Raw genomic sequence first — 24,313 nt, 5'->3', positions numbered from 1 at the left:
CTTAGCATGACCTTAGCTCGTTGAATGGCCATAGGTGCGTGGACGCACGTAATAGTCAATAAAGGGCGCGCAGAGGTTGGCCAGTAACACGGCAAAGGCGAAGGCGTCAGGGTAACCGCCTTTCGTGCGGATGATATACACCAACACACCAATTAACGCGCCGAAGATAATGCGACCACGGGGACTGGTTGCGGCTGTAACGGGATCGGTGGCGATAAAAAACGCCGCTAACATGGTCGCGCCAGAAAACAGATGCATCAGTGGACTGGCTTGGGTATCGGGTGACAGTAAGAAACCGATACTCGATGCCACAAAGAGCCCTAATAACACGCCAGTGCTGATGTGCCAGCGAATGGCTTTAAGTTTAAGTAACACTAACCCGCCAGTAAGATAGGCCAAGTTGACCCAGAACCAACCTACGCCTGTACTGCCATCAAAAATGGCTTTGGTGAGACTTTCTGTGGTGGTTAATCCCATGGATAAATCGGTTTTGAGGGTATCGAGTGGCGTCGCCATTGTCATGCCATCAATGCCTAAACGGAACTGCTCCATATTCACGTGCGCGCCAACATTAAAGATAAGTTGCAAGCTTTCAACAAGGCTGGGTGAATGCAGTGCAACGGTGCTCGGTGCTATCCAGGTGGTCATTTGCACAGGGAACGAGACTAACAGCAATACATATGCCGCCATTGCAGGGTTGAATAGGTTATGGCCTAAGCCGCCGTAGAGGTGCTTAACTATGACGATCGCAAAGGCGGTGCCCATGACGATCATCCACCAAGGGGCGAGGGGCGGAATGGCGACACCAATTAAGATGGCGGTGAGCATGGCGCTGTTATCGCTAAGGCTCGCTTTGATATTGCGATTGCGAAGTTTCATCACTGCGGCTTCGCAGCTTAAGGCGACGAGGATCGCCAGCAGGACTTGCACAAGTGTGCCCCAGCCAAAAAAGGCACATTGCACGACAAGGCCCGGCAGTAAACATAAAATCACCCTTTGCATGACCGTTGAGGTATGCAAGTTACGCGTTACATGGGGTGATGAGGCTATTTTAAACGCCATTGTGTTCCCTTTTAATCATTCTGTTCTTAATCATTAGTCACACTTGAGTCGCTCGAAGCGTTGGCTTCTTGGGCGAGTGCCGCTTTTTTGGCTTTTGCCTTGGCGATGGTCGCAGCAATCCGCGCTTTTTTAAGCTCATCACTCGATAAAGGCGCCGTTTCAATGGGCTCTGCAGTGGATCCCACCGATGGTAAAACGGCATCAGCTTCAGTTGTTGCAGTATCAAGCGTTGCTGCTATCGAGGGCGATGCCACGTTAGCTTCAGTTTGGATCTCGTCAACGGACTCTATTTCAGCATCAGTTTTAGACTCCGCTGATGCAGCTGCTATTTTCTTAGCTTTAGCACGAGCAACAGCGGCGGCCACTTTGGCCTTTTTAATCGCTTCAGCGTCGTTAACGCTAACGTCAGCGTTGCTAACTTCAATATCAGTAGCGGCTGCATTAACAGCGGTTTCTGCATCAGCATTCACATCTGCATGAACGTTAGCTGCGGAATCAACTGCTGGAGTTGTGGTCTGGTTTAAACCATTTTCAGCATTTGTCTCAGCTTGTTGAGCGGCTTTTTTCGCTTTAGCGCGAGCAACTGCGGCGGCTACTTTGGCTTTCTTAATCGCTTCAGCATCATTAACGTCACTAACGCTAATTTCAGTATTGCTAACTTCAATATCACTAGCGGCGGTTTCTGCTTGCTGCGCCGCTTTCTTAGCTTTGGCACGAGCAACGGCTGCTGCTACTTTCGCCTTTTTATCATCGTCAGCGCTGAGTGCTGGTGTGTTATCAGCGGTTTCAGTAGATTCAAGCGGTGCAGTATCGGTTTGCTGAGCCGCTTTTTTGGCCTTGGCGCGCGCAATTGCCGCAGCGACTTTGTCTTTCTGGGATAACGGCGCTTCCTGCGCTATCGTATCTGTTGCTGAGATGGAGTCGTTTGCATCCATAGTCACAGCATTGTCTGTTTCAGCACCATTGGTGTCAGTACCATCGGCATTTGCTTGGGCAGCTTTTTTCGCTTTAGCACGGGCGATGGCGGCGGCAACGGCGGCCTTACCTTTTGGCACTTCCGTGGTGTCAGTTGTTGTGACGCTTGACTCTTCGGTAATTGATTCGCCAGTGACAGCTTGTGCAGCAGCTTTTTTCGCAGCGATACGCGCCATGGCTTCGGCGACGGCATTTTTATCTGTGCCTGTCATGCTGGCTTGTCGACGTTCAGACGCCTCTTTCGCCTTAGCTTCACGGGCCAGTTTTTCTTCTTCAAGACGCGCTAAGCGGGCATCGAAGCGCTGTTTGGCGCGCTCTGCTTGCTGCTTCTCATCGGCGGCTTGTTTGAGTGCTGATTTGGCAATGCGGTAATACTCTACTAATGGAATATCACTCGGGCAAACGTAACTACAACAACCGCATTCAATACAATCCTTTAGATTGTAACTGGCGGCTTTATCGTATTCTTCGGCCTTGGCGTGCCAAAAGAGTTGTTGTGGCAACAAGAGTGCAGGGCAGGCAGTGGCGCATTCGCCGCAGCGGATACAGGCTTTTTCTTCGGGCGTGCTACCAATTTCTTGGCTGCTTGGCACCAGAATACAGTTAGTACCTTTTAAAATAGGCACTTGGATATTCGCTAACGCATGGCCCATCATAGGCCCGCCAATAATCACCTTTTGGTCAGGCTCTGGCGTGAATTCAGTTGCAGTCAGAACGTGATCAACGGGCGTGCCTATCGGTAACCAGTAGTTCCCTGGTTTGCCGACATTTCTGCCTGTCACAGTCACAACGCGTTCAACCAAAGGCTTGCCTTGAGTGACGGCTTGATTAATTGCATAGGCAGTACCGACGTTATGTACCACGATACCGAGTTTGGCGGGAATGGCGCCCGAGGGCACTTCGCGGCCAGTAATGATCTGAATTAACTGCTTTTCACCGCCAGAAGGGTATTTTGTCGGGATAACCGTGACCCGAATGCTGCCCGCTGGGAGTCCGCATTGGCTGACAGCAGCTTGCATGGCTTTGGCCGCTTCAGGTTTATTGTCTTCAATGGCGATAACAATGCGTTTTGGCGTTAATAGCCGATGAATTATGCCAATACCTGCGAGGATATCTTGGCTGTATTCACGCATTAATCTGTCATCGGCGCTGATATAAGGTTCGCATTCGACGCCGTTGATGATGACTAAATCGATTTCACTGACCGGATTAAGCTTGATGTGAGTCGGAAACGCTGCGCCGCCCATACCCGCAATACCGGCTGAGCGTACCTTATCGACGATTTGCTGATGGCTTAAGTCATCAAGTTGATTTTGCACCAACTCGCACCAGGTGTCTTTGCCATCGGCTGCGATAACGCAAGTGTTAACCGGCAATGCAGAGGCATGGTTGCTCGCCCTTGGTTCGATAGCAACAATAGTGCCCGATGTTGGCGCATGCACAGGTAAATGCCAAATCGAGGTGCCTTGCGTTAACGGCGTGCCTTTTAAGACGCTATCGCCAACCTTCACCGCAAGCGTACAGTTTTCACCGACTTGAGGGACGGGCACTAAGTACGTCGAGGCTAATGGCAGTTGGCCAATCGGCGTCGCGTTGGAGAGGAATTTGACTTCAGGAGGATGTATTCCACCGGGTGAGCGCCAAAGGGTTCCTTTATCTAATTGATCTAATAAAGTTAACACCGCTTTTCCTCTTCAGACTTTGTCTCTTGAATATTGGTTTCTTGAATACTGTTTTCTTGGATGAGCGTCACTGGGATAGCATTTAAGCGCCAGTTCCAATTTTTAAGATTTGGGGTGACTGGGATCATATCAATACAATCGACAGGACAAGGCTCAACGCAGAGATCGCAGCCCGTGCAGTCGGTTGTCAGCACGGTATGCATGAGCTTTCCTGCACCGATAATCGCATCCACAGGGCAGGCTTGAATACATTTAGTGCAGCCAATACATTCATCTTCGCGAATGTAGGCGACTTTTTTCACTTGAGATTGTGCTTCGGCATTCAGCGGCTCTGGCTCGACGCCCATTAGGGTCGCCAGCTTTTCCATGGTGGCAGTGCCGCCAGGAGGGCATTTATTGACTTTATCACCATTGGCAATGGCTTCAGCATAGGGACGACAACCTGGGTAACCGCATTGACCGCATTGGGTTTGTGGCAGAATTGCTTCTAGCTCATCGACAATCGGATTGCCTTCGACCTTGAATTTAAGGGCGGCAAAACCGAGCAATACCCCAAAGACTAATGCCAATAGGGTCAACAATATGACTGCAATTAAAATTCCGGACATCTTACTTAACCAATCCTGTGAATCCCATAAAGGCGAGTGACATAAGACCTGCGGTGATCATCGCAATCGCCCCGCCTTTGAAAGGTAAGGGGACATCGGCGGCCGCTAAACGCTCGCGCATCGCCGAGAAGAGAATTAACACTAATGAGAAGCCTAACGCAGCACCAAAGCCATAGATAGCCGATTGGATAAAATCGTGCTTCTCATTCACGTTTAATAAGGCTACGCCCAATACCGCGCAGTTAGTCGTGATAAGCGGCAGGTAAATTCCTAAGGCACGGTGCAGAGCGGCACTGGTCTTTTGCACGACCATTTCAGTAAATTGCACCACAACGGCAATCACTAAAATAAAGCTCATGGTTCGCAGATAACTCAGGTCAAAGGGTAATAACAGATACTGGTTGACGAGATAACTGAGAATAGAGGCTAACGTCAGCACAAAAGTGGTCGCCATAGACATGCCAATAGCGGACTCCAATTTGCTGGAGACCCCCATAAAAGGGCACAGGCCTAAGAATTTCACTAAAACGAAATTGTTGACCAGCACTGTACTGATCAACAAGAGGAGATATTCAGTCATCCTAATACTTTTCTAAACGGATCTTGGCCGTATTATCGACTTTTCCGTATGCATAAACAACATATAGAATGCAGGGTTAACCATCTTTACTGTAAATTTTGGCGATGAATTAACCCGTTAAAGTATTAAATCTGATCTGTAATGGCCATGGCTTGGGGTTGTGCGATGTAATAGCCCTGCAATCCATCGACTAAGAGTTTTTCGAGGGTTAATTTTTCTTCTTGGCGTTCGACACTGGTTGCGATGACCCGAATGCCAATTCGTCTGGCGACATCCACCATCATACGCACAAAGAACTTATTATTGCTGTCTTCATCGATGTTAGACGTGTAGCTGCCATCGAGCTTAATGTAGTCGGGGCGCACTTCGCTGAAGAATTTGAAGGAGGTAAAGCTCATGCCAAAACGCTCAATCGACACCCGTGAACCAACACTGTGTACTTCGCGAACAAACTTATAACTCGCCCCTAAGTTAGACTGCATGCCGGACTCGTTGATCTCAAAGACTAAACGCGATGCTATGTATTTTTGCTTACCTAGTATGTCTTTTAGCCAAGCGACAAACATGTCTTGATGGGCTGAAAATGCGCTGATATTGATACCAAAGTTACCAGAAATAGTCGGGTTTTCCTTAAGCATCTTTAATGCACTGATCACAACCAGTTTATCTAATTCTGAGCTCATACCGTGACGTTCAGCCATAGCAATCACTGTGGTGGTAGGTAAGAACTTGCCTTCGCTATTGTAAAAACGCGCCAACAACTCACGGTAAACCTCTACATCGGTACGACACGGCTGAATAGGCTGCTGGTAGAATTTCAATGCTTGGCGTGTCACTAAATCATGAATCGCCATCTTCCAACGATCGTCACCAAACTGCTCATCCCCATTGAGTTTCTCTTGAATGTGATAGCTATTGGGGCCAAGGGTCTGAGCTATGCTGACCGCGGTATCGGCAATTGTCAGTAAATTAACCGCTTCGGTACCTTGGCGATAGGGGACTAAGCCTATATGGGCGACGGATTCTGCTTTTGTCATTTGCAGATATTCATCGAGGTAAATTTTTAATTGGTCTAAAAATTTCGGTGCATCTTTCAGCATGACATCGGGAATAAACACCGCAAAATCGGCACTCGATACCCTAAAACATTCAGCATCTGCATATTTGCTACAGGCTTTGCGGATGCAATTAGCCACACTCGAAAGATAATCATCACCCGCTGAACGGCCTTGTTTTTGATTAATGAGGGTCAGCTCAGTCGCTTTAACCATTGCCATCAGCCCAAGTTGAGGAATATCGGGATGACTAATGGTTTCTAATTTTTGGGTGAACCGTTGGCGACTACCAAAACCTGTGACGGCGTCTTGATAGGCTGCTTTATGCAGTTTTTCATTTTCTTGATTGAGCTTATCGATTTGGGCTTTAAGTTGCAGGCGACATTCTTCGAGGGAGATACCAATAGGGGTGAGCTCGCCAGTGAGTTTCGATGCTGCGACGGCAGAAAAGCCTAACTCGGGTATTTTTGAAATATAATCAGCAGCATAACGTACCGCAGCTCTGAGTTTCGACATTAATAGAATAAACACTAATAGCAAAATAAGGTAAGTCACTAGCAACATGACACCGAGTTTTTGAGTGTTACTAATTGCAGTATCAATGGCTTGGTTTGCACTGAGCTTGACCTGTAAACGACCCGATGCCAATTTTTGTGTGTGGCTGAGTTCGATGGAAAATAAACTCGCTAAAGGATGGGGATGTTGACTGTCTAAGCTTCCTTCGGTATGGCTCAGTTGGCCGTCGGTATCATCAATATATTGGAAGAACTGGAATGAGTAGTTTTCAGAAAGTTTTTTAAAGAGTTCTACACCGTTACCCTGCCATTGTTGGTAGCGGCTTAAGCTAGATTTAAAGCTATCGAGTTCTTGCTGCTGTTGGACTTGCAATTGGCTGTTTTCGCTTTGATACACCCAAGCAAAGAGACCTAAGAAAATAAGCAGTAAAAAAATTGGATATGATTTTGACATGGCCATAAAAATCCGCTCTAGATTTTGGTGAGTTCGAACAAGATAAGTTTAAGCCAAGAATACTTAAAAACCGCTATCTGTGTGAAGATACTCATAAATTTGTTCAACAAGCTGCTAACAGTGTAACTGCATTTGCTTAAAAACAAAACGGAAAAGAATAGCTTAGCTAGAAGCCAGAAGAAGCAAAGAATTGAGATTAAAACGAAGAAGAAAATGGCTCCTCTGACTGGACTTGAACCAGTGACATACGGATTAACAGTCCGCCGTTCTACCGACTGAACTACAGGGGAATCGAGGTGCGATATTGCTATCGATTTTACTGATACAACGCTTTAAAAGTGGCTCCCCTGACTGGACTTGAACCAGTGACATACGGATTAACAGTCCGCCGTTCTACCGACTGAACTACAGGGGAATCGAGGTGCGATATTGCTATCGATTTTACTGATACAACGCTTTAAAAGTGGCTCCCCTGACTGGACTTGAACCAGTGACATACGGATTAACAGTCCGCCGTTCTACCGACTGAACTACAGGGGAATCGAGGTGCGATATTGCTATCGATTTTACTGATACAACGCTTTAAAAGTGGCTCCCCTGACTGGACTTGAACCAGTGACATACGGATTAACAGTCCGCCGTTCTACCGACTGAACTACAGGGGAATCGAGGTGCGATATTGCTATCGATTTTACTGATACAACGCTTTAAAAGTGGCTCCCCTGACTGGACTTGAACCAGTGACATACGGATTAACAGTCCGCCGTTCTACCGACTGAACTACAGGGGAATCGTCTTAAAACAGCAGTGCAATAATGTAATTGGCTCCCCTGACTGGACTTGAACCAGTGACATACGGATTAACAGTCCGCCGTTCTACCGACTGAACTACAGGGGAATCGTTTACAACTTATCTTTACTGCTTTGTCCTACTTGCCTTTACTCAGTGTTGAAATTGGCTCCCCTGACTGGACTTGAACCAGTGACATACGGATTAACAGTCCGCCGTTCTACCGACTGAACTACAGGGGAATCGTTTCACACAGTCGTAGCGACTCGTTGAGAACGGAGCGCATAGTAAAACGCTCTGTGGGATGAGTCAACTCGAGTTACTAAAAAAAGTGTAATTATGCTGTTAAGTGCTCATCTAATGTGCATCGTGGTGCAGAATTCGACATTTTTAGTGAAAAACCACTTAACAATTCGCAATATAGCTTTGAACGACGCCATCGTTTGTGGGGTGAAATTTCTATGAAATTGAAATCACTCGTTAAAAAATAAGCACTTTTTAAAAATCAGCCGAGCTTAAGGCCAATGAATAGGCTTAAACAGCCTAAAGCTGAAGTGCCGCCAGCTATCGCTTCGGGTTTATCTCATCTTTTTAGCAGATTGATAAGCATTGGTTAAGCAAGATGAGTCGAGATAGCGATGCGGCGTGAAGTTATTGGGCTGCATGAAAAGGGGATTGAATTAGCGGTAAATAACGATTGGGTTAAACCGTTAGACTTGTTGGCGTAAGGTAGACGATTAAGTAAAGCTTCTTTCTACGTGCTGGGTAAGTCACCATGATCGATGAACCATTGGCTATCAACTATCAACTATCAACTATCAACTATCAACTATCAACTATCAACAGTGAACTATCAAAAGTGAGCAGTGAGTAAGCTAATAGTTAAGCTACCTTTCAGTCGTATATAGAAGACCTTTACAGTAAGAGTGAACCATTTATGGCGATGACGCGTATCTTGAATGTCGATTCATTAAAGGATAAAAATATTTGTTTAGCGTTTGATGATGAGCTTTATGTTAGATTTTAGTTTGGCGCAAACATGCTAGTAAGCGAGAAGTCCTAGCTGTTTGTTTCTCTGCCAAAGTTAGAACGCCCGTTGTAAGCTGCTCTATAAATAAGTAACTGATTTAAATTTAGCATTAATCAAATTAGTAGCGTCTGTTGCTACAAGCGAGTGACGCGTTGCACTGTGAGAACCTGGGTCAATTGCAGTTAGTGAAATCGATACAAGTAGCAACATTTATCAAATGTAATTAAATTACCAAATGTTGAGTGGCTGCCATTAAGGTGTATAACAGCCTCCAATCCCGCGTGGTTTCTCGGTTATTTCGACTTATCAACAAAATCTGTGGATAACCCTGTGAGTTGTCCGAATAAATGGCCGTCAAAGCCTTGGCGTATGGGCGTCGGACTTAAAATGCACTATTTTGGGTGGGAAAAATAAACTTCAATATTATCAATTGAGTATTAAAAGCAAGTGGTTTTTATTTAGGGTGAAAATCAGGTTGCAATTTTGTAATCGAACGAAATTGATTTCTTGTGTATTAAATTGGCATTTTTGCTTAGTTTACGGGTGTTTTGTGAGCAAAAAACGTTGAAAATGGCTTGGTCTAAAAGTTTCATGTTTCTTCCACTAAATTGTCATCTAGCGGTGTTAATGCGTATTGAATTGACCACAGGAAGGATAACTGTGGAGCTTAGTCGGTGACTTGATTAGAATGGGGCGACTCATTAAAAGGATATGTGCGCGTGTCAGAATCTGTTTTTCAGCTTGAATCGCAATTCGCCCCCGCAGGCGACCAACCTACAGCGATAGCCAAATTAGTCGATGGACTCGAAGCGGGTTTAGCTTGCCAAACCTTACTCGGGGTGACCGGCTCAGGTAAAACCTTCACGATTGCCAATGTGATCCAAAAGTTAGGTCGCCCCACGATTATCATGGCGCCCAATAAAACTTTGGCGGCGCAGCTTTATGGCGAGATGAAAGAGTTCTTTCCCCATAATGCGGTCGAGTATTTTGTTTCTTACTACGATTATTATCAGCCAGAAGCCTATGTGCCTGCGTCGAATACCTTTATTGAGAAAGACGCGTCGGTTAATGCCCACATAGAGCAAATGCGCCTGTCGGCGACGAAGGCGCTATTAGAGCGTAAAGATGTGGTGCTCATTGCCTCTGTGTCGGCTATTTATGGTTTGGGAGATCCTGACTCCTATTTAAAAATGTTGCTGCATCTACGCCAAGGCGATGTGATGGGGCAGCGTGATATCTTAATTCGCCTCAGTGAGTTGCAGTATAAACGCAATGATATCGAGCTACAGCGCGGCACCTATCGCGTACGTGGTGAGGTGATTGATGTTTTCCCTGCCGATTCTGAGCGTAATGCCATCCGTGTCGAGTTGTTCGACGATGAGATTGAGCGTTTAAGCGAGTTTGATCCGTTAACCGGCCATATCATTAAGCGCATCGCCCGTACAACGGTTTACCCTAAGACTCACTATGTGACGCCGCGGGAAAAAATCATCGCCGCCACTGAGTTTATTAAAGAAGAGCTGCGCGAGCGTAAGCAATTTCTACTCGATAACAACAAGTTAATTGAAGCCCAGCGTATCCATGAGCGAGTGCAATACGATGTGGAAATGATGGTGGAGTTAGGTTACTGCTCTGGCATCGAAAACTACTCGCGCTATTTATCTGGTCGCGCACCGGGGGAAGGGCCGCCAACCTTACTCGACTATTTGCCCGCTGACGGTCTATTAATTATCGACGAATCCCATGTGACTGTGCCGCAAATCGGCGCCATGTACAAAGGTGACCGTTCTCGTAAAACCACACTGGTGGAATACGGTTTCCGCTTACCATCAGCCTTAGATAACCGACCGCTCAAGTTTGAAGAGTTTGAGCAATTGATGCCGCAAACCATTTATGTGTCGGCGACACCGAGTGTCTACGAGCTGGAAAAAAGCGAAGGTGAGATTGCCGAGCAGGTCGTACGGCCAACGGGTTTACTCGATCCTGAATTAGAAGTGCGTCCTGTCGGGACTCAAGTGGACGATTTATTGTCCGAGATCGCCAAGCGCGTCGCTGTTAACGAGCGGGTGTTAGTGACGACGCTGACCAAGCGTATGTCGGAGGATTTGACCGAATACCTCGACGAACATGGTGTAAAAGTGCGTTATTTGCACTCGGACATAGACACAGTCGAACGGGTGGAGATCATCCGCGATCTGCGTTTAGGCAAGTTTGATGTGTTGGTTGGGATCAACCTATTGCGTGAAGGCTTAGACATGCCAGAAGTGTCACTGGTGTGTATTTTAGATGCGGATAAAGAGGGCTTCCTGCGCTCAGAACGCTCGCTTATCCAAACCATTGGCCGCGCCGCGCGTAACGTTAATGGCAAAGTCATTCTCTATGCTGATCGCATTACCAATTCGATGGCGAAGGCCATTGGTGAAACTGACCGCCGACGTGAACGCCAGCGCGCGCACAACTTAAAGCACGGTATCACCCCTAAGGGCGTGGTTAAACGGATCACCGATGTGATGGATGTCGATGACGGCCGCGACAGTAAAGCTGTGTATGGCAAAGTGGCTGAACCTAAGTCCCATTACCATAAAGCCGATGCGACTGAGTTGAGCCATCAAATCGATCAGCTTGAGAAGAAGATGCACGAACATGCGCGTAACTTAGAGTTCGAACAAGCAGCGGCGATGCGTGATGAAGTCAAGCATTTGCGGGACTTGTTGATCAAGGCCTAGATTTACCTTAACGCTAAAGATTAAAAAAGCCGTCCAGCAATTATGCTGCGACGGCTTTTTTATGTCTGTCAGAGAATTACGCAGAGACTTTTACGGGACTAAACTTCAACGTGATGAATACCGCTAAAGCACAAATCAGCCCACAGATTAAGCCAACCAAATGCGCCTCAGTTGCCACGCGCGCGCCTATCATGGCGGTGACATCATTGCTGGCGCCATAAAGCTGTTCGTGGCCAACCTTGATGATAACGCCAAGTAACAGCAGATAGCCTGAGCGTAGCTTGCGGACAATATCCTGCACCGCGCCGTAGGCGAATAGGCCGTGCAACATGCCGCTTAAGCCGACATAACCGAGCAATTGCGGATAGCCCAAATATAAGCCTATGCCTTCGAGTAAGCATAATACCAGGAATAGTGCGCTTAAGCCTTTGAGATGGTAATGGAAATGATGCAAAAACAGCACAACCCAAAGACCCGCAAGATTCATCAACAGGTGCCACTGATTCGTGTGAAGTAAATTACCGCTGATTAAGCGCCACCATTCACCATCAGCAATAGCACTACGGCGATAGGCGAGCAGGTTGTCGACAGCAGGACTGGCTAAGCCTGCGACATACAAACCCGCACATATCAGACTCACCACCAGCGCGACCCAATAGGGACTGCGTGTCATGCATTTGGCTCGCTAGCGTCGAGTGAAGCCATGACTGCGGTTTTATCCTGCAGATAATCGTCCAAACCACGTTTACGCAGATGACAAGCCGGGCAATCGCCACAACCATCGCCAATGATGCCGTTATAGCAAGTGAGGGTGTGGTGGCGAACCAGATCGAGTTGCTGGTATTTATCCGCCAGCGCCCAGGTTTGTGCCTTATTGAGCCACATTAAGGGCGTGATGATCTTAAGTTGTTTATCCATGCCTTGAACTAAGGCAGATTCCATCGCTTTAACAAAATCGTTGCGGCAATCTGGGTAACCAGAAAAATCGGTTTCACATACGCCTGTGATAATCGCTTCAGCGCCTAATTGATAGGCATAAATGCCCGCAAGCGTTAAAAACAGAATGTTACGTCCAGGCACAAAAGTATTCGGCAGCCCATTTTCCATTAACTCATGTGAAACGGGAATCGCATCACGGGTCAGCGCCGATATCGCTAACTCATTGAGTAAGGTGACATCCATGACTTTATGGCTAGTGATCTTCAAGCGTTTGGCTAAGGATTTGGCGACTTCAATTTCTTCGCGGTGACGCTGACCGTAGTCAAAGGTGATCCCGTGTACTTCATCGTACTGGGTTAGGGCTTGGATAAGACAGGTTGTCGAATCTTGTCCGCCACTGAATACCACCACTGCTTTGGACGCTAAGGGTTTTGACACTAAGCTCGTTGACATAAAGGATTTCACTTAACCGTAGAACACTTATAAATAGGCCGTTAGTGTAACTCAGGCCATAGTCCTTGCAAACTCTGGCGATCTGCATCAAATAGGCTTTCTCGGCGCAAAAACTTGCAGCTCAAGCTAAAATCCACTATAAATGCCGCCCCAGAAAAGTGGAACGCCAGCATGAACTACCCAGTCAACGAAGTATTTGAAACCATTCAAGGTGAAGGTGTCTTTACCGGAGTGCCCGCCATATTTGTCCGCCTGCAAGGTTGTCCCGTGGGATGCGCTTGGTGCGATACGAAACAGACATGGGATGTGCTTGAAGTGAATAAAGTGACGCCAGAGCAAGTCATTACCGTAGACGGCACTATTGGGCGCTGGGCAGATCATACGGCGCAAAGTCTTATCGCAGCTTTTCATGCTAAAGGTTTTACTGCGCGCCATATAGTGATCACCGGCGGCGAGCCTTGTATGTACGATTTACGCGAATTAACTGAAACCTTGCGCAACCAAGGCTTTGCTACCCAAATCGAAACCAGTGGCACCTTCGACATCAATTGTGCCGATGACACTTGGGTGACGGTATCGCCCAAGTTGAACATGAAAGGTGGCTATAAGGTATTAGCGCAGGCGCTGAACCGTGCCAATGAGATTAAGCATCCTATCGCCACTGAAAATCACATTGCTGAATTGGATGAGTTACTGCAAGACATCGATATTTCAGCGAAAACGATTTGCCTGCAGCCGATTAGCCAAAAGCCCAGAGCGACTGAACTGGCGATGAAGGTGTGTATTGCCCGTAATTGGCGTTTATCGATCCAAACCCATAAGTATTTGAATATTGATTAATGCCCATGGGTTACTCTACCAACGATAAAAAAACGCCTCACAACAGTGGGGCGTTTTTTATGGCTGACGTTTAGCGGTGGACTTTAAAGCCGTCGACTCAAGGTAAAGTATTTAATCGAGTCGGTTAATCAAGCACACTTATTAAAGGCGCTTAGTCGTACGGGCTTAGTCATACGGGCTTAATCAAGCTCGCTTAGCTGACCAAAATGATTGAATGCTGCGAGTTGGCGCTGATAGGGCGCAATATCGCCGATGTTAGCCGCAATCCAGTCTGCATCGTAATAGGTATCGAGGTAACGCTCACCCGAATCACAAATTAGGGTCACGATTGAGCCTTGTTCTTCGCGCGCTTGCATTTGTACGGCAAGTTGCAATGCACCGTACAGGTTAGTGCCCGTCGATGCGCCGGTTTTACGGCCAATCAGTTGTTCTAACCAATGAATTGTCGCTACGGAAGCCGCGTCGGGGATTTGCAGCATAGAATCCACAACGCCAGGAATAAACGATGGCTCGACTCTTGGTCGACCTATGCCTTCAATTTTACTGCCATTGCAACAGGTTAAGCTGGCATCGCCGCTCTGATAAAAATCAAAAAATACCGAGTTTTGCGGATCAACTACGCAAAGCTGGGTCGCCAACCTTTGATAGCGGATGTAGCGGCCTATGGTCGCCGATGTGCCGCCTGTACCCGGACTCATCACTATCCAACGCGGGATTGTGTGTGGCTCGCGTTCCATCTGATTGAAAATAGAATTGGCAATATTGTTATTGCCGCGCCAGTCTGTTGCGCGCTCGGCGTAGGTGAATTGATCCATGTAATGGCCGCCCAGCTCTGCGGCTAGGCGCGCCGATTCGGCGTAAATCTCACTGGAATGGTCGACAAAATGACATTGGCCGCCATAGAAAGTGATCTGTTCAATCTTCTTTTTAGCCGTGCTTTTAGGCATCACGGCAATAAAAGGTAAACCGAGTAAGCGGGCAAAATAGGCTTCAGAAATCGCTGTGCTGCCCGATGAGGATTCGATAATGGGCGTACCTTGCTTAATCCAGCCGTTACACAGGGCATAGAGGAAGAGTGAGCGGGCGAGGCGATGCTTTAAGCTGCCTGTCGGGTGGGTACTTTCATCTTTAAGATAAATATCTATGCCATCGAGCATAGGTAATTCAAGCTTAATCAAATGGGTATCGGCGCTGCGCTGAAAATCCGCTTCAATCTTGCCTATCGCATGGGCTTCCCACGTTGGGCAGAGTCTGTGAGCGCTGTGTGAGTCCACTGGCGGTTGAATTGTGTTAGATATCATCATAGTCACTTCGAAAGGGATCATTTTTAGAGCATATCACAGGGACGGGCAAAGCGGTTTTATTGGATCTGCTTGGCGTTACTCGCTTGGGGGCATTAGCTTGAAGTCGCGCGAGGCGTGATTGATGTTAAAGACAAATATTGCGAACTAAAAAGATGGCTTCAAATAGAAGTGCAGTTTAATACAAAGAATGTAATTAGAACAAAATGAATAGATGAAGCTATGGCAGATAAAACTGGAATAGACAAAACGGAAGTTGAACAAGAGCGGTATATACAATGAAAGAAATGGTGGAGGGAGAAGGATTCGAACCTTCGAAGGCTGAGCCGTCAGATTTACAGTCTGATCCCTTTGGCCACTCGGGAACCCCTCCACAAACTTTCTTTACTTTTAAAACTCAACCAAACATTGGCCATGTTTGGTACTTGAAAATGATTATCTGCGTTAGAGATAAAGATGGTGGAGGGAGAAGGATTCGAACCTTCGAAGGCTGAGCCGTCAGATTTACAGTCTGATCCCTTTGGCCACTCGGGAACCCCTCCACGAATACCTTTAACGCTTTTGTAAAACTCTACATCATTTTCGAACAACACTCACAAACTTACAGTGCAAATGGTGGAGGGAGAAGGATTCGAACCTTCGAAGGCTGAGCCGTCAGATTTACAGTCTGATCCCTTTGGCCACTCGGGAACCCCTCCTCAATTGCGGCCGCCATAGTAGTCAGAAACCTTTTGCATGTAAATACCCAATTTAAAAATTTTCCTAAAGTTATGCATCAAATGGTCGATTAACTAACAACGAATTGTTTTGACGATGTTTTTTTATGCAAATTGATGTTCCTTTAGTCAACGAAGCCCAAATTGGCACCCGCTTAAACGCGGCGATAGAAAACGACAGACGGGGCGAATTCGCCCTGTTGCTGTCGTTACTGTCGGTTGACGCACGGGACATGGCGCAATTTCAATGGCAAAACGAGCTTGATATGGCGCAAAAATTACAGCGTCAGTTCGAATTACCACCGCAGCAAAGCTTAATGGCGGATTTATCTTGTGCCGAACCTGTAGTCGATAACAGCAGTATTTTTATGGCCCAAGGTCCGCGGGCATTTCAATTACAGCAGGCACTGCGACCGGAAGCCTTAGTGATCCGAGGCTGTGAGAGCGTAGCAATGGCCGAGGCCCTGAGTAACTGTGATCATGTCACCCAGCTCAGGCAAAGGGGCCAACTCAGCGCGCCTAAGGTTGAAATCATGCATTTTGCCGATCAATTGGCAATCCAACGTAATCTGGTGCCTCTGCTCGCTTCTGCCTAGTTACCAACTCCTGCAAGTGTTCTTTAAAACGCGTGTTCTGCTATAGCAATAGCAATAGCAATAGCAATAGCAATTGCGTCAATCTGCGCCATTTCAGTAAATAAGCGTGAGCTAAAGCCAGTTATCTTGAGGCTTAATTACCTATAATTCTGATTAACCTATCGAGTTAGCCACTTACCGCGCAAATAAATTAGCGAGCATAGTTTAGTGATGCCGTTAATCAGTCGCTTTATAAATAAGGAATACAGATGAAAGGCATAATAGAAGCACAAAATCCGGCAGTGAATGATACTTGCACCGATTGTGGCAGTTTTGTCGATATCGGCGCCGTCATTGATGAACACGATACCTTATTGACGTTAAATTTTGTTGGCGATAGCGCGCAAACAGATGCAGAAAGTATGGCGAGCCGTGCCCAAGCTCGATTTGCTGAAGTGCAAACTGAGTTTGTGACCACGGCTGCGGGTATCGATTTACTGCTGACCTTTGGTGTGAGCGCCGAGAAAATGATTTTCCAATTGGAAAACGGTTTATAAGTTTTTGTGCAGCACTTTTAGCGGATAGATTTTAGCGGATAGAATTCGAACTTAATCGTTTTAACTGTCTAAAAATGCTGCAGTTGTTAACTGAATTGTAATAAATTGTGCCACATGTTGCTGCACTTACAATAGATAGTGTAATCTGCCTCCAAATAAGAATAATTCAATCAGCTTAATTGCACATTTCAAGGTACGTTTGCGCGTAGCAAAGACCTTTAGCCCAACACGAAGTTTTGTAGGGAATCAGCGTGAAGCGACGTCAGCATCAGCATTTATTGGAGTCTTTGGTTCAGTCAACTGCAAAACAGCAGGGCGATTTCACCAAGACAGCAGAGTTAGCCACAGAGTTGTTGTGCCAGAATTTAACGGTTTCTTTGGTGTCAGTGTGGACGTTCTCAGCTGATCAACAAACCCAAACACTCGTTGCACAATTTGGTTCTATGATGTTGCAAGACATTCATAGGCCTAAACTATTACAAGCTTGTCCCCGTTATGTGCACGAGCTTAAAACCCTGCGCCATATCGATGCTGGCAATACGCTGACCGATCCCCGTTTAAGTGAATTGGCAGAGTGCTATTTTATCCCGCGGCACATCAATTCGAGTCTCGACATCGCCATTCGCATCAATGGTCGTCTGGAAGGTGTGCTCTGCATCGAGCGGGCGCAATTTACTCCCCATTGGCACGATAGCGAAATCCACCTCGCGTGCCAGATGGCAGATCAATTAGCCCTGACCTTAGCGACAAAACACAGCTACGACAAAGAAGAAAGACTGAGCTTGTTTCGCTGTGCGACGGAGCAATCGCGGCAGATCAGTATGCTCATTAATTTGCATACTGAAAAAGTCGAGTATGTGAATCAGGCGCACAGTGAAATCACTGGCATGCCCCGTGAGCAGATAATCGGCGCAAATATCCGTGAATTGGCTTTTTTTAAGCAGCATGCCCAATTAGCCGAGCAAACCCTAGCGCAAATTTTTAGGGGCGAAATTGCCAAAGGCGAAGTGCAGTTTAGTCGTGCCGATGGCAGCCGCTATTGGCTGACATACGTGCTGAGTCAATTTATTACCGATCGCGGCAATCATTATGCCTTGGTCTCGTGTGAAGAAAATACCGATGAGCACAACTACAAGTTAGAGCTTGAACGCCTCGCTTGGCGCTGTGGATTAACGGGGCTACATAACCGCACCCACTTTAATCGAGTGCTTGAACGTACCAATAAGGGACTGTTGTTATTAGTCGATCTGGTTGGATTTAAACGGTTTAACGATACCTATGGTCATGAGAATGGCGATAGCTTATTGATTGAAATCGCCCGCCGTTTGAAACATTTCTCCGAGATCAATAAAGCCACCGAAATTGCCCGCGTCGGTAGCGATGAATTTGCCGTGCTGCTGACCGATGATAACGCGGTATACGATCTCGATTATTTTAGTACGCGTCTGTATCAGCATCTGGCTATGCCTATCTTAATCGGTCGCGAACAAGTCGAGCCCAAGCCTGCCTTAGCTGTGGTTGATATCGCCTCGGTGGCGAGTTTGTTTGCCCCGTTAACCTGTGCCGATATTGCTGTGCAGTATGCTAAAAAGAAAAAAGGCACAGCAATCCAAGTGTTTAACAGCACTTTATTGAGCGCATTTAAAGAAGATGCACAGATAGAGCGTGATTTACACAGTGCCATCCGTGGCCGTCAGTTTGAGCTTTATTATCAGCCACTGAGGGATTTAGAGCAGAATACCTACATAGGTGCTGAAGCTTTAATCCGTTGGCATCACCCTAAAAGAGGCGTGTTATTCCCCGCGTCTTTTATCGACATTGCCGAGCAATCGGGGATGATTAATTCCATCGGCAGCTGGGTGTTAGAGGCCGCATGTCGCCAGCTAAACCTATGGCAACACCATAATGCGGACATGACGATGCACGTGAATGTGTCGGCCCGTCAGTTTTTCAGTGGCAATTTATTCGAGCAGGTCTGGCAGCTATTAACTCGCTATCGATTGAAACCTAATACGTTAATTTTAGAGATCACTGAAACTGAGTTGATGGGCGACATTCGCCATGCGACCTTGTTATGCCAAGAATTGGCTGAGTTAGGCGTGGGACTCGCGATTGACGATTTTGGCACGGGTTATAGCTCTATGCGCTATTTGAAGCAGTTCCCGATCAGTAAACTCAAAATAGATCGGTCGTTTATTTCAGATCTCACCGTGAGTCGTGAAAGCCGCGAAATTGTCTCAGCCATTATCGCCATGGCGAGTGCTTTGAATATCTCCTTGACGGCAGAAGGGGTTGAAACCCTTGAGCAAGAAGCCTTTTTAGCGAAAAGCTTTTGCCATCAGGCGCAGGGCTATCTCTATAGTCCCGCATTACGGGAGCCTGAGTTTGCACAATTTATCTTGTCGGCCAAAAGCCCTTCGGTCTTGACCCACTAAGCAGGTGTGAGCAGCTTTTAAACCGCTGTTTTCGATAACTCGCGATGACTCTTGATAACTTTTGATAAAGTAAGGGCAGGTAAGATTGCTAACTTAGATTACGCATCTAGCCTACACATCTAGAGCATAAACCTAGCCTGTCTTTATTTTTTAATCTCTATGCTTGTTAAATCAGTGATGTAAACCATTACTGTAATTCTTCAGCACAATTTTGCGCCGCATGCTCATAGCAACAGCTTATGATGTTAACTCAGAGAGACTTTAAGCAGCATTGTTTGAATTTTTTACCGCTATGGCAAACGCAAGCATCATTTCTGCCGGGTAACTTCGCCGTCATTTGCTGGCCTTGGCTGTAATACCAGCGGCCCGTTTGATAGATAAATTCCGAACGCTCATAGATAGCATCAATTTCACCTTCGAGTTTGTACCAAGCCTTAAATGTCACTGTGCCATGTCTTGGCTCCGCGATTGCTTGATTCGCAGCTTGAGAGTTGTGGGCGGGTGTTTCACTGCTGCTGAGTACTTCTAGTCCTAGCCAATGTGGGTGAGGGCCAGTATTAAGACACGCTAGGGTGAGGCCGTTTAGGTACTCGGGATGATGTGTTTTCAAAATGTAATCAAAATTTTTCAACACAAATGCGCAGTAACGTGAGCGCATGAGTTGCTCGGGCGTGCGCGCAACGACTTGCCCAGAATCGACATGAATATGCAGTGGATTGCAGCAATCTTGATAGCGTTTGCTACTGCCACAGGGGCAGCTTTGTTCAGTTGTAATCATGTTTTCTTTGCGATATCGATTAAATGATGATTTATTTCAATAAATTAGGATTTTATTCTAACGCATTAGGCTTGTATCTAAATGCGTTAAATAGCGTCAGCACAAAACTTAGGGTAATTTCTTACCCGCAGGTAAAGGCGGGAACTGGCGACCATAATACAAGTTAGGCACAGGTTTCGCATTCAGGTAATAGCTAGGTTCTGCACGATTATTGGTGTCTAAGCTCACTTTCCATTGGGTCGCTGAGACTTTTTCTGTACCAATGGCAAATTTGCCTGCAAATTCACTCACAGGTTCGCCCGTTTCTTTTGCTGGGTAAAATCGAACCAAATAATAGCCAGTATCTATGGCACCATCGCCGATAATTTTACGCTTGGTGATGCGAAAATCGACGTCGATAGTGGCTTTCTTCGCGCGGATTTTATCGAAAAACTTTTGGTAAATCGCGACGATATTATCTCGGCCATAGTAAATTTCTTTACTTTGACTCTCAGACAAGTAGCTAGCGTCATCGGCATAAATCTCACGAGTCACTTCAGGGGACAATTGATTAAAAGCGCTAATAAACAAAGGATAATTAGCGTTGATCAATTGATCATCGGTGGATTTTGTATGCGTTTTAGCTGGATTGGCTAAGCTTGGCAGCGACAATAGGCACATCAGGACTAGCGGCAAAAATTTCATTACTTTATTCTAATCTGGCAATCATGGCGTCACTATAATGGAGCCGCCCGCTGAACTAAAGCCTTGAATGATTACAAAGTGTGTTTCTGTACAAGAGTGTGAAGTAAAGGAGCTTGCCATGCTGGATGATGAATCAGCACTGTTTTTTGAGGAAATGGCTGGAGTTGTGCCACTGAAAGGCGAGGTGCCTGTGGTGAGTTTTGCGCCCAAAGCGTTAACGGCGGAACAAATCCACAGACGTGATGCCTTACAAAGGGAAGCTTATTTAGCGTGTATGCCGCTGGATTTAAAAGCGTTTGTGCAGCAAGCGCCGGATGACATTGTCAGCTTTAAACGTGAAGGGGTACAAGGCGGCGTTTTCAAGCTGTTACGCATGGGGCAATACAGTATCAAGATGGAGCTCGATGTGCATGCCTATCGGCTTAATCAAGCTCGCGAGGCCGTACTCAACTACTTACTGGCAGCGCATGCGCACGGTGAGCGGTGTGTGATGTTGATCCACGGTAAAGGTTATCAGAGCCAACCCTTTGCGGGATTACTCAAATCTGCTGTGTGTTGTTGGTTATCACAACTGGATATGGTGCTGGCCTATCATTCGGCGAAAACTGAGCAGGGCGGCACTGGGGCGCTGTATGTGATGTTAACTAAGTCTGAACAGCTAAAGCTTGAAAACCGTGAAGCCAATCGTAAAGGCATGGGATGGCGTTAGATCAAAACAGGCCATGTATTTGATAAAAAGTATTGAATAATAAGCTGGAATAAAAATGCCCAATCTCGTTGGGCATTTTGCTTTATGCAATTTGGCGATGACTTAACGCGTCATTACCAACCACATTGGCGATTTGCGGCAGTATTTTGCTCATCCAACCATGTTTTAAGTGGCGCGAAGTAATCGAGCACAGCTTTGGCATCCATAACTTCTTTGCCTGTGACTTCTTTCAATGCTTCAGGCCATGGCTTACTTAAACCTAACTCGAGCATCTTATTGAGTTTCTCTCCCGCAACTTGATTGCCATAAATACTGCATCTATGAACCGGACCTTTATCGCCCGCAGTTTCACATAGCGCTTGATGGAACTGGAATTGCAGAATATGCGCGAGGAAGTAACGAGTGTAAGGCACATTACCTGGCACATGGTATTTAGCGCCTGGATCAAAGTCAGCTTCGCTGCGCTTCGTCGGTGCTTTTACGCCTTGGTATTTTTCCCTGAGATCCCACCATGCTTGGTTATATTGGGCAGGTGTGATTTCGCCGCTAAACACTTTCCAGCGCCACTGATCTATCATCAGACCAAAGGGCAAGAAGGCGATTTTATCTAAAGCTTGCTTCAGTAAGAGGCCAATGTCCTTAGAGGCATCAGGTACTTCATCTAATAAGCCAATCTGTTTTAAGTAGCTTGGGGTGATCGACAGCGCAATCGTGTCACCAATCGCTTCATGGAAACCATCGTTGGCGCTGTTTTTAAACAGGAATGGTTGCTGTTTATAAGCGCGTTGATAGAAGTTATGTCCAAGTTCGTGGTGGATCACGCTAAAATCTTCGGCGGTCTTTTGGATACACATTTTTATACGAATATCGTCGAGATTATCGAGATCCCATGCCGAGGCGTGGCAAACCACATCACGATCCTTTGGCTGAACAAATAGAGAACGTGCCCAAAAACTTTCTGGCAATGGTGCAAATCCTAGAGACGTGAAGAAGCCTTCGGCTTGTTTCACCATTTTATGCTCGTCATAACCATTTTTTGCCAGTAGCTCAGTGACATCGTAACCCGGGTCGGCATTGTCAGGGGCGACTAAGTCATACACATTGCCCCATTGCTGGGCCCACATGTTACCGAGCAAGTGTGCAGGGATCGGTCCTGTGGTTGGTGCGATGCTATCGCCGTATTCTTTATTGAGTTCACCGCGTACGTAACAGTGTAATGATTCATAAAGGGGTTTCACTTGGCCCCAAAGACGATCGAGTTCCTGTGAAAAATCATCGGGTTTCAAATCATATTGACTGCGCCATAGCTCAGACAGGTTTGCATAACCAAGATCCTTAGCGCCTTCATTGGCCAGTTCCACTTCACGTTGAAACAAGGGACGCATGGGTTTGGCGATTTCACGCCAGCCTTTCCATGCTTCTAGTAAGGTTGCGGGATCCCGTGATTCGGCCATCAAACTCGATAGCTCAGGCTGGGTCATACATTTACCGTCAGTAAAACAGTATTTGCCTTTGCCGTATAAGCCATTTAACTCTGAACTTATTTGCGCAAGCTCGGCATTTTTCGCAGGGTCGAGCGGTGCGGGTAACACTAACGCACTGCGTAGGATATTAAGCTTGCGGGCATTAACGGGATCGAGTTGCACATTGGCGTACTTAGCCGCCTCTGTTGCAAATTTTACCGACGCTGCGCTGACCTTTTCACCGACTGCGGCAGACAGAGCCGCGGTATCATCGGTAATAAAGTTGCTGTAAATCCATTCGGCGCGATTAGACTCAATCGACAATTCAGCCATTTTAGCTTCAGCATCGTTAATAAAAGCAATGGCTTGTGCTTTATCTCGGGCGGTATTGATGACAGCCGCTTCAGTGCTAGCAGGCTTGTCGGTTTTGCTTTGTGCATCATTACAGGCCGTTAATCCCAGCGTTAAGGCCACTGTGAGGGCGATTTTACTGCGACGATTCAATGAAATAACCATGTCTACTTGTCCTTGTTGTTTTTGTGTTACACAGTTTACCTAAAGCTAAGGCTTATTGCACAAGGGTTAATGGGCTTGTTAGTCACACTTAATTCGTAGATGTTCGACATGCAGTGGGTATGCAGGCTAGAAAGCGGTGAGTTTGTCCAATTTTAGTTTGACATCCGTGGTGCCAATGTTTAATTTAAACGAGTGTTTTAAATTAATTCAAGGTCACGGAATGGCAAGTCGATCCGATACAAAAACTAGAATACTTGATGCCGCAGAAAAACTGTTCGCCGAACGGGGCTTTTCTGAGACCTCGTTGCGACTCATCACCAGTAAGGCTGAGGTGAATTTAGCATCGGTCAATTATCACTTTGGTTCTAAAAAAGAGCTGATCCGTGCAGTATTAGCGCGTTATTTAGACGTGTTTATGCCTGCGGCTTCAAACCAAATTAATCGCTTAAATGCCGCGCCAGCACAAGCAACACTCGAAGAAATTTTGTCTTCGCTGGTCGATCCTTTATTGGATTTAAACGCGCTACGTACCGAAGGCACTACGATCTTCCTGCAGCTTTTAGGCCGCGGCTATATCGAAAGCCAAGGGCATTTACGTTGGTTTATCACTACCCATTACGGCCAGCATCTCGATGCTTTTGTTAAAGCCGTGTCGGCCAGTGCGCCACATATTCCACCCGCTGAAATGTTTTGGCGTTTACACTTTACCTTAGGCACTATCGTATTCACTATGGCGTCCGCCGATGCCCTAAACGATATCGCTGCTGCTGAGTTTGGTGAGCATAACGACATCGAAGCCGTGATCCGTAAAGTGATCCCATATATGGCGGCTGGCGTATCAGTCCCTGTTTCTTCTTAATTAAAAGGTCT

The 24,313-nt window shown here is 46.6% G+C and carries 18 protein-coding genes and 10 tRNA genes; 7 read left to right on the top strand and 21 right to left on the bottom strand.

The window, feature by feature from the left end; all coding sequences use genetic code 11:
* Positions 1-12 precede the first annotated feature (12 nt).
* From rsxD to AC5YB3_RS00645, 12 genes are all read right to left on the bottom strand, one after another.
* Positions 13-1,062 (bottom strand): electron transport complex subunit RsxD, encoded by a 1,050-nt coding sequence (gene rsxD / locus AC5YB3_RS00700; protein WP_259522762.1) that lies wholly within the window; start codon positions 1,060-1,062, stop codon positions 13-15.
* Between the two features lie 26 nt (positions 1,063-1,088).
* Positions 1,089-3,719, bottom strand: coding sequence for an electron transport complex subunit RsxC (gene rsxC, locus AC5YB3_RS00695; RefSeq protein WP_494526310.1), 2,631 nt, complete (start codon positions 3,717-3,719; stop codon positions 1,089-1,091).
* A complete protein-coding gene (rsxB, locus tag AC5YB3_RS00690) occupies positions 3,713-4,327 on the bottom strand; it encodes an electron transport complex subunit RsxB (RefSeq protein ID WP_006081542.1) in 615 nt (204 codons plus the stop codon). Before rsxB ends, rsxC begins: the two co-directional genes overlap by 7 nt.
* A gap of 1 nt (position 4,328) precedes the next feature.
* Positions 4,329-4,907 carry an electron transport complex subunit RsxA gene (gene rsxA, locus AC5YB3_RS00685; protein WP_006081543.1) on the bottom strand — a complete coding sequence of 193 codons (579 nt, stop codon included), beginning with the start codon at positions 4,905-4,907 and terminating at the stop codon, positions 4,329-4,331.
* 125 nt (positions 4,908-5,032) lie between these two features.
* Positions 5,033-6,937 (bottom strand): EAL domain-containing protein, encoded by a 1,905-nt coding sequence (locus tag AC5YB3_RS00680; protein WP_115334666.1) that lies wholly within the window; start codon positions 6,935-6,937, stop codon positions 5,033-5,035.
* A 208-nt stretch (positions 6,938-7,145) separates the two neighbouring features.
* Positions 7,146-7,221: transfer RNA gene (locus tag AC5YB3_RS00675), tRNA-Asn, on the bottom strand.
* Positions 7,222-7,270: 49 nt separating this feature from the next.
* Positions 7,271-7,346 (bottom strand) — tRNA-Asn (locus AC5YB3_RS00670).
* 49 nt (positions 7,347-7,395) lie between these two features.
* Positions 7,396-7,471 (bottom strand) — tRNA-Asn (locus AC5YB3_RS00665).
* A 49-nt stretch (positions 7,472-7,520) separates the two neighbouring features.
* Positions 7,521-7,596 (bottom strand) — tRNA-Asn (locus tag AC5YB3_RS00660).
* A 49-nt stretch (positions 7,597-7,645) separates the two neighbouring features.
* Positions 7,646-7,721: transfer RNA gene (locus tag AC5YB3_RS00655), tRNA-Asn, on the bottom strand.
* A gap of 32 nt (positions 7,722-7,753) precedes the next feature.
* Positions 7,754-7,829, bottom strand: a tRNA-Asn gene (locus tag AC5YB3_RS00650).
* Positions 7,830-7,887: 58 nt separating this feature from the next.
* Positions 7,888-7,963: transfer RNA gene (locus AC5YB3_RS00645), tRNA-Asn, on the bottom strand.
* 1,507 nt (positions 7,964-9,470) lie between these two features.
* On the opposite strand from AC5YB3_RS00645, the gene uvrB reads away from it, so the two are divergent.
* A complete protein-coding gene (uvrB, locus tag AC5YB3_RS00640) occupies positions 9,471-11,477 on the top strand; it encodes an excinuclease ABC subunit UvrB (protein WP_006087199.1) in 2,007 nt (668 codons plus the stop codon).
* A gap of 76 nt (positions 11,478-11,553) precedes the next feature.
* Here uvrB and rrtA read toward each other — a convergent pair whose 3' ends face one another.
* On the bottom strand, positions 11,554-12,150 hold the full coding sequence (gene rrtA / locus AC5YB3_RS00635) for a rhombosortase (RefSeq protein ID WP_494526309.1): 597 nt from the start codon (positions 12,148-12,150) through the stop codon (positions 11,554-11,556).
* Positions 12,147-12,869, bottom strand: a complete 723-nt coding sequence (gene queC / locus AC5YB3_RS00630; protein ID WP_107947455.1) for a 7-cyano-7-deazaguanine synthase QueC — start codon at positions 12,867-12,869, stop codon at positions 12,147-12,149. Before queC ends, rrtA begins: the two co-directional genes overlap by 4 nt.
* Before the next feature lie 171 nt (positions 12,870-13,040).
* On the opposite strand from queC, the gene queE reads away from it, so the two are divergent.
* Positions 13,041-13,709, top strand: coding sequence for a 7-carboxy-7-deazaguanine synthase QueE (queE, locus tag AC5YB3_RS00625; RefSeq protein WP_494526308.1), 669 nt, complete (start codon positions 13,041-13,043; stop codon positions 13,707-13,709).
* 179 nt (positions 13,710-13,888) lie between these two features.
* Here the strand turns inward: queE and AC5YB3_RS00620 are convergent, their stop codons facing one another.
* The 4 genes from AC5YB3_RS00620 to AC5YB3_RS00605 form a co-directional block, all read right to left on the bottom strand.
* Entirely contained in the window at positions 13,889-15,034 is a 1,146-nt protein-coding gene (locus AC5YB3_RS00620; RefSeq protein WP_494526307.1) for a PLP-dependent cysteine synthase family protein, read from the bottom strand.
* A 264-nt stretch (positions 15,035-15,298) separates the two neighbouring features.
* A tRNA-Tyr gene (locus AC5YB3_RS00615) sits at positions 15,299-15,383 on the bottom strand.
* 84 nt (positions 15,384-15,467) lie between these two features.
* Positions 15,468-15,552 (bottom strand) — tRNA-Tyr (locus AC5YB3_RS00610).
* Positions 15,553-15,623: 71 nt separating this feature from the next.
* Positions 15,624-15,708 (bottom strand) — tRNA-Tyr (locus AC5YB3_RS00605).
* Between the two features lie 125 nt (positions 15,709-15,833).
* Here AC5YB3_RS00605 and AC5YB3_RS00600 point away from each other — a divergent pair.
* The 3 genes from AC5YB3_RS00600 (at position 15,834) to AC5YB3_RS00590 (ending at position 19,293) form a co-directional block, all read left to right on the top strand.
* Positions 15,834-16,322, top strand: a complete 489-nt coding sequence (locus AC5YB3_RS00600; protein WP_494526306.1) for a VC2046/SO_2500 family protein — start codon at positions 15,834-15,836, stop codon at positions 16,320-16,322.
* Positions 16,323-16,570: 248 nt separating this feature from the next.
* Positions 16,571-16,858: a DUF406 family protein gene (locus AC5YB3_RS00595; RefSeq protein ID WP_006081553.1), complete on the top strand. Its 288-nt coding sequence runs from the start codon at positions 16,571-16,573 to the stop codon at positions 16,856-16,858.
* A 251-nt stretch (positions 16,859-17,109) separates the two neighbouring features.
* Positions 17,110-19,293 (top strand): putative bifunctional diguanylate cyclase/phosphodiesterase, encoded by a 2,184-nt coding sequence (locus tag AC5YB3_RS00590; protein ID WP_494526305.1) that lies wholly within the window; start codon positions 17,110-17,112, stop codon positions 19,291-19,293.
* A 250-nt stretch (positions 19,294-19,543) separates the two neighbouring features.
* Here the strand turns inward: AC5YB3_RS00590 and AC5YB3_RS00585 are convergent, their stop codons facing one another.
* Both AC5YB3_RS00585 and AC5YB3_RS00580 read right to left on the bottom strand, forming a co-directional pair.
* Entirely contained in the window at positions 19,544-20,071 is a 528-nt protein-coding gene (locus tag AC5YB3_RS00585) for a YchJ family protein (RefSeq protein ID WP_494526304.1), read from the bottom strand.
* Between the two features lie 108 nt (positions 20,072-20,179).
* Positions 20,180-20,755, bottom strand: a complete 576-nt coding sequence (locus AC5YB3_RS00580; protein WP_006087192.1) for a YybH family protein — start codon at positions 20,753-20,755, stop codon at positions 20,180-20,182.
* 118 nt (positions 20,756-20,873) lie between these two features.
* Between AC5YB3_RS00580 and smrA the strand changes: the two genes are divergently transcribed.
* Positions 20,874-21,464 (top strand): DNA endonuclease SmrA, encoded by a 591-nt coding sequence (smrA, locus tag AC5YB3_RS00575; RefSeq protein ID WP_494526303.1) that lies wholly within the window; start codon positions 20,874-20,876, stop codon positions 21,462-21,464.
* 113 nt (positions 21,465-21,577) lie between these two features.
* On the opposite strand, the gene AC5YB3_RS00570 is transcribed toward smrA, so the two are convergent.
* Complete coding sequence (locus AC5YB3_RS00570) at positions 21,578-23,443, bottom strand: M2 family metallopeptidase (RefSeq protein ID WP_494526302.1); 1,866 nt, start codon at positions 23,441-23,443, stop codon at positions 21,578-21,580.
* A 220-nt stretch (positions 23,444-23,663) separates the two neighbouring features.
* Here AC5YB3_RS00570 and psrA point away from each other — a divergent pair, with 220 nt between their 5' ends.
* The gene (gene psrA / locus AC5YB3_RS00565) at positions 23,664-24,302 is read left to right on the top strand and encodes a TetR family transcriptional repressor PsrA (protein ID WP_006081559.1); all 639 of its coding nucleotides are present in this window, start codon (positions 23,664-23,666) and stop codon (positions 24,300-24,302) included.
* The last annotated feature ends 11 nt before the right edge of the window (positions 24,303-24,313 follow it).

Source organism: Shewanella sp. 1311 (genome assembly GCF_059338235.1).
The sequence above is the reverse complement of the archived record's forward strand: the minus strand, read 5'-3'. Positions and strand labels throughout refer to the sequence as shown.

Coding starts and splice junctions, on each gene's coding strand:
- rsxD (WP_259522762.1), bottom strand. CDS start 1,062: ATGGCGTTTAAAATAGCCTCATCACCCCATGTAACGCGTAACTTGCAT.
- rsxB (WP_006081542.1), bottom strand. CDS start 4,327: ATGTCCGGAATTTTAATTGCAGTCATATTGTTGACCCTATTGGCATTA.
- rsxA (WP_006081543.1), bottom strand. CDS start 4,907: ATGACTGAATATCTCCTCTTGTTGATCAGTACAGTGCTGGTCAACAAT.
- AC5YB3_RS00680 (WP_115334666.1), bottom strand. CDS start 6,937: ATGGCCATGTCAAAATCATATCCAATTTTTTTACTGCTTATTTTCTTA.
- rrtA (WP_494526309.1), bottom strand. CDS start 12,150: ATGACACGCAGTCCCTATTGGGTCGCGCTGGTGGTGAGTCTGATATGT.
- queC (WP_107947455.1), bottom strand. CDS start 12,869: ATGTCAACGAGCTTAGTGTCAAAACCCTTAGCGTCCAAAGCAGTGGTG.
- queE (WP_494526308.1), top strand. CDS start 13,041: ATGAACTACCCAGTCAACGAAGTATTTGAAACCATTCAAGGTGAAGGT.
- AC5YB3_RS00620 (WP_494526307.1), bottom strand. CDS start 15,034: ATGATCCCTTTCGAAGTGACTATGATGATATCTAACACAATTCAACCG.
- AC5YB3_RS00600 (WP_494526306.1), top strand. CDS start 15,834: ATGCAAATTGATGTTCCTTTAGTCAACGAAGCCCAAATTGGCACCCGC.
- AC5YB3_RS00595 (WP_006081553.1), top strand. CDS start 16,571: ATGAAAGGCATAATAGAAGCACAAAATCCGGCAGTGAATGATACTTGC.
- AC5YB3_RS00585 (WP_494526304.1), bottom strand. CDS start 20,071: ATGATTACAACTGAACAAAGCTGCCCCTGTGGCAGTAGCAAACGCTAT.
- AC5YB3_RS00580 (WP_006087192.1), bottom strand. CDS start 20,755: ATGAAATTTTTGCCGCTAGTCCTGATGTGCCTATTGTCGCTGCCAAGC.
- smrA (WP_494526303.1), top strand. CDS start 20,874: ATGCTGGATGATGAATCAGCACTGTTTTTTGAGGAAATGGCTGGAGTT.
- AC5YB3_RS00570 (WP_494526302.1), bottom strand. CDS start 23,443: ATGGTTATTTCATTGAATCGTCGCAGTAAAATCGCCCTCACAGTGGCC.
- psrA (WP_006081559.1), top strand. CDS start 23,664: ATGGCAAGTCGATCCGATACAAAAACTAGAATACTTGATGCCGCAGAA.